This is a genomic window from Alkalibacterium indicireducens (assembly GCF_039522005.1).
Lineage (GTDB): Bacteria > Bacillota > Bacilli > Lactobacillales > Carnobacteriaceae_A > Alkalibacterium > Alkalibacterium indicireducens.
The window spans coordinates 1-6,273 of sequence record NZ_BAAADA010000079.1 but is presented as its reverse complement, the minus strand read 5'-3'; the positions used below and the strand labels follow the sequence as shown (position 1 = coordinate 6,273).

Genomic DNA, 6,273 nt, shown 5'->3' with positions numbered 1-6,273 from the left:
AGCTGATTAATCTAAATAATCCTTATAATGTAAAGGATAGAACGGAGTTCTTAGGGGTGCGAAACTTGAGTCTTACATTTAACTATTTTGTAGGAGGCATTTTAGAGCATTTTGGAAATCATTTAGGTGTTGATTACTTTGGTGAAATTGGTGCAGGTACAGGATTAAAGGAAATTGCAGGGATTCGAACACTAGATACAAGCATTGTAGGTGCGATTGTCATTGCTGCTATATCTGTTTGGATACACAACCGTTATTTCAATAAGAAATTACCTGATTTCTTAGGGATTTTCCAAGGATCTGTATTTGTGTATATGGTTGGCTTCTTTGTAATGATACCGGTTGCTATTATCACAGCAATAGTATGGCCGCAAATTCAAGTGGGTATTAACTCTTTGCAAGGGTTTATGGCTGTTTCTGGGATATTTGGGGTATGGATTTATACATTCTTAGAGCGGATTTTAATTCCGACTGGTTTACATCACTTTATCTGGCAACCATTTGTATTAGGGCCAGCTATTATAGAAGGTGGAATCACGCCCACGTGGTTTGAGAACATGAATTATTTTGCTCAATCTACGCAGCCGTTAATTGAGTTGTTCCCAGAAGGTGGATTTGCCTTACATGGAATGTCGAAAGTTTGGGGGGCAATAGGTATCTCGTTAGCGTTTTACTTCACTGCAAAACCTGAAAAGCGTAAGAAAGTTCTTGCGATTTTAATTCCAGTTACATTGACTGCAGTATTGACTGGGATTACAGAGCCATTAGAGTTTACATTCTTATTCATTGCGCCAGTATTATTTGCTTTACATGCCGTATTAGCAGCGACAATGTCTACAACAATGTTTGCGTTCGGAGTAGTAGGGAATTTCGGTGGTGGTTTAATAGACTTTATTGCTCTGAACTGGTTGCCGTTATTCAATAACCACTGGGGAACATATTTAACGCAGATTACTATTGGGTTCATTTTTACTGGTGTTTATTTCTTCGTATTCCGATTCTTAATCGTGAAGTTTAATTTTGCAACTCCTGGAAGAGAAGAAGATAGCGAGGATGTAACATTTTATAGTAAGAAAGAATATAAAGAGAGATTAGCAAAGGCGAAGGAACAAGGTGCTGAGATTAATGAGTTTACAGAGCCTGCGATGGCTTATATTGAGGCTTTAGGTGGTGCTGACAATATTGCTGAGGTAAATAATTGTGCGACTCGCCTCCGTGTAAATGTAAAAGACAACTCTTTATTGGCTGAAGATGCTGTTTTTAAAGATGTTGGTGCCTTTGGTGTAGTAAGAAAAGGTAATGCTTGTCAAGTTATTATTGGCGGTAGCGTAGGTAATATCCGAGCACAAGTGGATGAAATATTAAAGGAACATAGTGCGTAAAGTGAACTAGACTGCTCTTATCTTGAGGGTAGGGGCAGCTTAACATATAAATAACAATACTTAATTTTATTGGAGGAATTTTATTATGAAGAAGTTTTCAGTTTGTATTGCAGGTGGAGGAAGTACATTTACACCGGGAATTGTATTAATGTTATTGGATAATTTAGATAAATTTCCTATTCGTACGATTAAGTTTTATGATAATGATGGAGAGCGCCAAAAGGTGATTGCCGATGCTTGTGAGATTATGTTAAAAGAACAAGCGCCTGATATTGATTTTGTTGCTTCTACTGATCCTGAGATTGCCTTTACTGACATTGATTTTGTCATGGCACATATTCGTGTAGGAAAATATGCAATGCGTGAAAAGGATGAGAAGATTCCACTGAAATATGGCGTAGTTGGACAAGAAACATGCGGACCTGGTGGAATTGCATACGGAATGCGTTCTATCGGTGGAGTATTGGAACTTATTGAATTTATGGAAAAATACTCTCCTAATGCATGGATGTTGAATTACTCCAATCCTGCTGCAATTGTTGCGGAGGCTTGTCGTTTATTAAAACCAGACTCGAAGGTAATCAATATCTGTGATATGCCAATTGGTATTGAAGAGCGTATGGCACAAGGATTAGGTTTAAAATCACGAAAAGATATGGTTGTACGTTACTTTGGTTTAAATCACTTTGGATGGTGGACAGACATTCGCGATAAAGATGGTAATGATTTAATGCCTCGTTTAAAAGAACATGTAGCGAAATATGGCTATGGACCTTCCCCTGAGATGCTTGAGGCTGCAGGTGAATCTCAGCATGATGATGAAAGCTGGAAGCATACGTTTGGTGTAGTAAAAGAGTTCTATCCGCTATCACCTGATATGTTGCCTAATACCTACTTAAAATATTACTTCATGGCTGATGAAGTGGTGGCACATACAGATCCTAGTTATACTCGGGCAAACATGGTAATGGATGGTCGTGAGAAACATGTCTTTGGTGAATGTCAAAAAATTGTAGAAAAAGGGAATTCAGAGGGGACTACACTAGAAATTGATGAGCACGCATCTTACATTGTAGATTTAGCCCGTGCGATTGCCCACAATACGAACGAGCGTATGCTATTGATTGTAGAGAATAAAGGTGCGATTGCAAACTTTGAGCCAACTGCAATGGTAGAAGTTCCTTGTATCTTAGGAAGTAACGGTGCGGAACCAATTACACAAGGAGAAATTCCACGTTTCCAAAAAGGATTAATGGAGCAACAGGTAGCTGTAGAGAAACTTGTGGCAGAAGCATGGTCAGAGAAGTCGTACACAAAACTATGGCAGGCAATTACCCTATCTAAAACTGTACCAAGTGCAAAAGTAGCAAAACAAATCCTAGATGATTTAATTGAAGCAAATAAAGATTTCTGGCCAGAGTTGGGATAACAGTTATTTATCTTAAATTTTGGAAAATGGAAGGGTTCAGTCCTTATTTCTCGCAAATGGGAACTGAACCCTCTTAAAGGTAAAGGATTTAAAGAAAGGGAATGATTTATTGTCATCCTATTGTTAAGTGTTCCTACTAAAAAGATGTTGAGCATGGGAGAGATAGAAAATGTTAGGATTATTTAACGTAATTCCGAAAGAAGTCTCCCACTTCTAAGCGTATGGGTGCGAAGCACCAGTGAAAGTGGGAGATGAATTTCGGTCAAGCGATAGCTTGAAGTGGTAAATGTCGTTCTCATTTGGTATGCTTTGTGTATAGATGATAACCAAGTCTATATCTAGGCGACAACCAAGCCTACTGAGTATTCCTTGGCGTTAGCCAAGTAAAAGAAAACCTATGAGGCAGGGACTGCCTTTTGAGCCTACCCATATCCGATTCCTCTGCCTGCATGAAATCTGTGCAGACAAGAATGGAGTTCTTAGGAAGCCCCCACTTCAAAATCCGGAGGATTTAAGTGGTGGGTAGTTCACAAAGAAGCAAAAAGAAGAGGTTGTAGTAGCACCATTGACAGGGAAAGTAATTCAAGTGTTTTCGACAAAACATGCGGTAGGAATTCAGTCAGATTTTGGAGCAGAAATTTTAATTCACATTGGACTTGAAACAGTGAATATGAACGGTGAAGGATTTGAGACATTTGTGAAAGAGGGGGACACGATAAAAATTGGACAAAAATTAATAACTTTTGATTTGGAGTTAATCGATGAAAAGGCAACAAGTACAGTAACACTAGTAGTTATTACAAACGGTGATCAAATAGAAATTGTCCGCAAAGATGAATGCCAAGAAGTGCAGGCAGGTAATCATACAGTCATGACACTAGAAAAGAAGTAATGTAGCAAAAAAGCTGTGAGATAGAATTGTTTTTTCTCACAGCTTTTTTGAATTTCTAGGAATCGATATTAGTAGTCCCACTTCCTACATTCCGTTTCCACTGAACCATTGACCGCAAAAATATTAACTTTATTATCATCATTAGTTGGAAAAATCCGTGATGTCATCACAAATTCGCCATCATTGATGAAAATTTCAATGGAGGAAGTATCCATAAAGATACGCAGTTTTAAGCTTTCCCCGTCATAGGGAACCTGACGTGTCGTTCCATAATCTACTGCAACTTCCATACCAGACTCACTTCGATCTAAAATGATTTTTTTGTTGACTGTATCGTATTTCAGGATGGTCTGTTCACCATTACCTGCTCGTAACTGCAATCCTACTTCTTGTGCGTGAATATGAGTAAATTCACATTCTAGCTCATATTGAACGCCTGCCCCTAACTCAACAACATTATTATCCACTATGGAAGAAAGGTGTTGTTCTTCTTTTCTTAAATTTTCAAGTTCTGAAACAGGAACTTGGTGGAGGCGATTGTTGACGATTTTAAGCTCTCGTGGCAATGTTAAGCAGTGAGCCCAACCATTTTTGTCAGTAGGATAGTCGATGTCAGGCAAGCCCATCCATCCGACAATGATTCGACGACCTTTGTCATCCTCAAATGATTGGGGCGCATAAAAATCAAAGCCATTGTCTAGTTCATTGAATTCCCCGTGAGAAAATGTGTGTGTTTGTAAATCTAGTGTGCCTCCGATAAGAAAACCTGTTTGATAAATATTTTGATATTTATCTTCTGTCGGTTCCAATCCTTGTGGTGAAAACACTAGAACACCTTTACCATCTAGCTCAAAGTAATCTGGACATTCCCACATATAGCCGAAATGATCTAATTCTGTCTTGATTTCACCAAGGAAAGTCCACTCCATTGCGTTAGTTGAACAGTAAAGAACCGTGCATCCAGTTTCATTTTGTCGTTGCGCCCCGATAATTGCATAGTAAATTCCGTCTTGTTCCCAAACTTTCGGTCACGGAAATGTTCCGTATAACCTTCAGGCACATCTTTTATGACTGGTTCCAATAATTTTTCAATCTGTCCATCTGGCTTCATAATAGCGATGGCTTGCATCGGGTGACGTACCATATTTTCATCCCTGTGGTTGCCAGTATACATTAAATAAAGATCACCATCATGCTCAAAACCACTTCCTGAATATGCACCGTAATTTTCATAATATTGATCTGGTGTAATTCCAATTCCGAGATCTTGCCAGTTAATAAGGTCCGTTGATTTAAGATGATACCAATATTTAAGCCCATGAACTGGTCCAAGTGGAAACCATTGATAAAAGATATGGTACTCTCCTTGGTAAAATGCTAGTCCGTTGGGATCGTTTAAAAGCCCCGTTTTCGGTTGAATATGAAATGTTTGTCGCCAAGGACATTGAGCAACTTGTTTTTCTAACAGGGTTAATTCATCTATTGTTGCATCTTCTAGCTTTCGACACTTCTGTTCTCTTGTCCACTCCATATAAGTTGCTCCCTTTCAATAAAAGTTTAAGTTTTTCGGAGGAGTGTGTGAAATGGGCGCTTTTTGCCCGATTCACACACCCCTCCGAAAAATTCTATTTGTTTAACATTTTGTCAGAGTAACCAAATAACCATGTAAGAATAAATCCTGAAGCAATTGAGATAAGCATGACAAGGATATACAAGAATAATTGGCCATCTAGGTATAACAGCATTCCCGGAATTAAAGTGATTCCTATTCCAGTTGCTTGTAATCCGAATAAAGCAGCTAATAATCCACCGATTGCTCCACCAATTAATCCTAAAACAAACGGTTTAACATAACGTAAGTTTACTCCGAAAATAGCTGGTTCTGTAATTCCTAATAATACGGAAATAAATGATGAAACAGATAATGCTTTTAATTTTTTCGATTTTGTCTTTAATCCTACTGCTAATGCAGCTCCACCTTGAGCAGCCATAGCGGCAGAAATAATTGGGTTAAATACATTGACACCTGTGTCAGCCAATAGACCAACTTCTAATGCGTTAAATACGTGGTGAACACCTGTTACAACGATAATTTGGTGGAAGAACCCGATAAGTGCACCACCGATTCCCAACGGCCATTCTAATAATGCCAATATAGCAGCTACGATGCCACCTTCAACTGAACGGAAAACTGGACCGATAACGAATAATGCTAAGATAGACATCACAGATAATACTAAGAATGGAGTCACGATTAAATCTAATGTATCCGGTACAAATTTACGAACTTTCTGTTCAAGTTTTGCTCCGATAAACCCTGAAATAAAGGCTGGAATAACAGATGCTTGGTAGCCAACAACTGGAATAAATCCAAAGAACATAATCGCTTCAGCATCTCCACCAGCAACTGTAGAAAAGCATTCTATACCGATAAAAAAGAGGCGAAAAAAGGCAACTTGATCCAGCAGCGTATTCACGTCTGCTGGATCCCATTGCCTTTTTTTCTTGTCAAATGTCTCCAGCAAAGGTAAAATAAGGAAACGTATACAAATCTGACAGAAAGAAAGAGA

The 6,273-nt window shown here is 38.6% G+C and carries 5 protein-coding genes and 1 pseudogene; 3 read left to right on the top strand and 3 right to left on the bottom strand.

Translation table 11 applies throughout. The annotated features are described in order from the left end of the window. The first annotated feature begins 56 nt into the window (after window positions 1-56). The 3 genes and pseudogenes from ABFX15_RS05120 to ABFX15_RS05110 all read left to right on the top strand — a co-directional run. Window positions 57-1,382, top strand: coding sequence for an alpha-glucoside-specific PTS transporter subunit IIBC (locus tag ABFX15_RS05120; protein ID WP_346024408.1), 1,326 nt, complete (start codon window positions 57-59; stop codon window positions 1,380-1,382). 85 nt (window positions 1,383-1,467) lie between these two features. Continuing rightward, the gene (locus tag ABFX15_RS05115; RefSeq protein ID WP_346024406.1) at window positions 1,468-2,811 is read left to right on the top strand and encodes a 6-phospho-alpha-glucosidase; all 1,344 of its coding nucleotides are present in this window, start codon (window positions 1,468-1,470) and stop codon (window positions 2,809-2,811) included. A gap of 553 nt (window positions 2,812-3,364) precedes the next feature. After that, window positions 3,365-3,703, top strand: a pseudogene (locus ABFX15_RS05110) (PTS sugar transporter subunit IIA); the annotation flags it as partial. A 68-nt stretch (window positions 3,704-3,771) separates the two neighbouring features. On the opposite strand, the gene ABFX15_RS05105 reads toward ABFX15_RS05110, so the two are convergent. From ABFX15_RS05105 to ABFX15_RS05095, 3 genes are all read right to left on the bottom strand, one after another. Next, a complete protein-coding gene (locus tag ABFX15_RS05105) occupies window positions 3,772-4,692 on the bottom strand; it encodes a glycoside hydrolase family 32 protein (RefSeq protein ID WP_346024407.1) in 921 nt (306 codons plus the stop codon). Continuing rightward, on the bottom strand, window positions 4,593-5,234 hold the full coding sequence (locus ABFX15_RS05100) for a sucrose-6-phosphate hydrolase (protein ID WP_346024405.1): 642 nt from the start codon (window positions 5,232-5,234) through the stop codon (window positions 4,593-4,595). The genes ABFX15_RS05105 and ABFX15_RS05100 overlap by 100 nt, the downstream gene beginning before the upstream one ends. Window positions 5,235-5,328: 94 nt before the next feature. Then, window positions 5,329-6,273, bottom strand: a 945-nt coding sequence (locus ABFX15_RS05095; protein WP_346024404.1) for a PTS transporter subunit EIIC, incomplete at its 5' end; no start/stop codon positions are given.

What these genes read in the sequence shown, in the direction of transcription:
- ABFX15_RS05115 (WP_346024406.1), top strand. Translation starts at nt 1,468, where the DNA reads ATGAAGAAGTTTTCAGTTTGTATTGCAGGTGGAGGAAGTACATTTACA.
- ABFX15_RS05100 (WP_346024405.1), bottom strand. Translation starts at nt 5,234, where the DNA reads ATGGAGTGGACAAGAGAACAGAAGTGTCGAAAGCTAGAAGATGCAACA.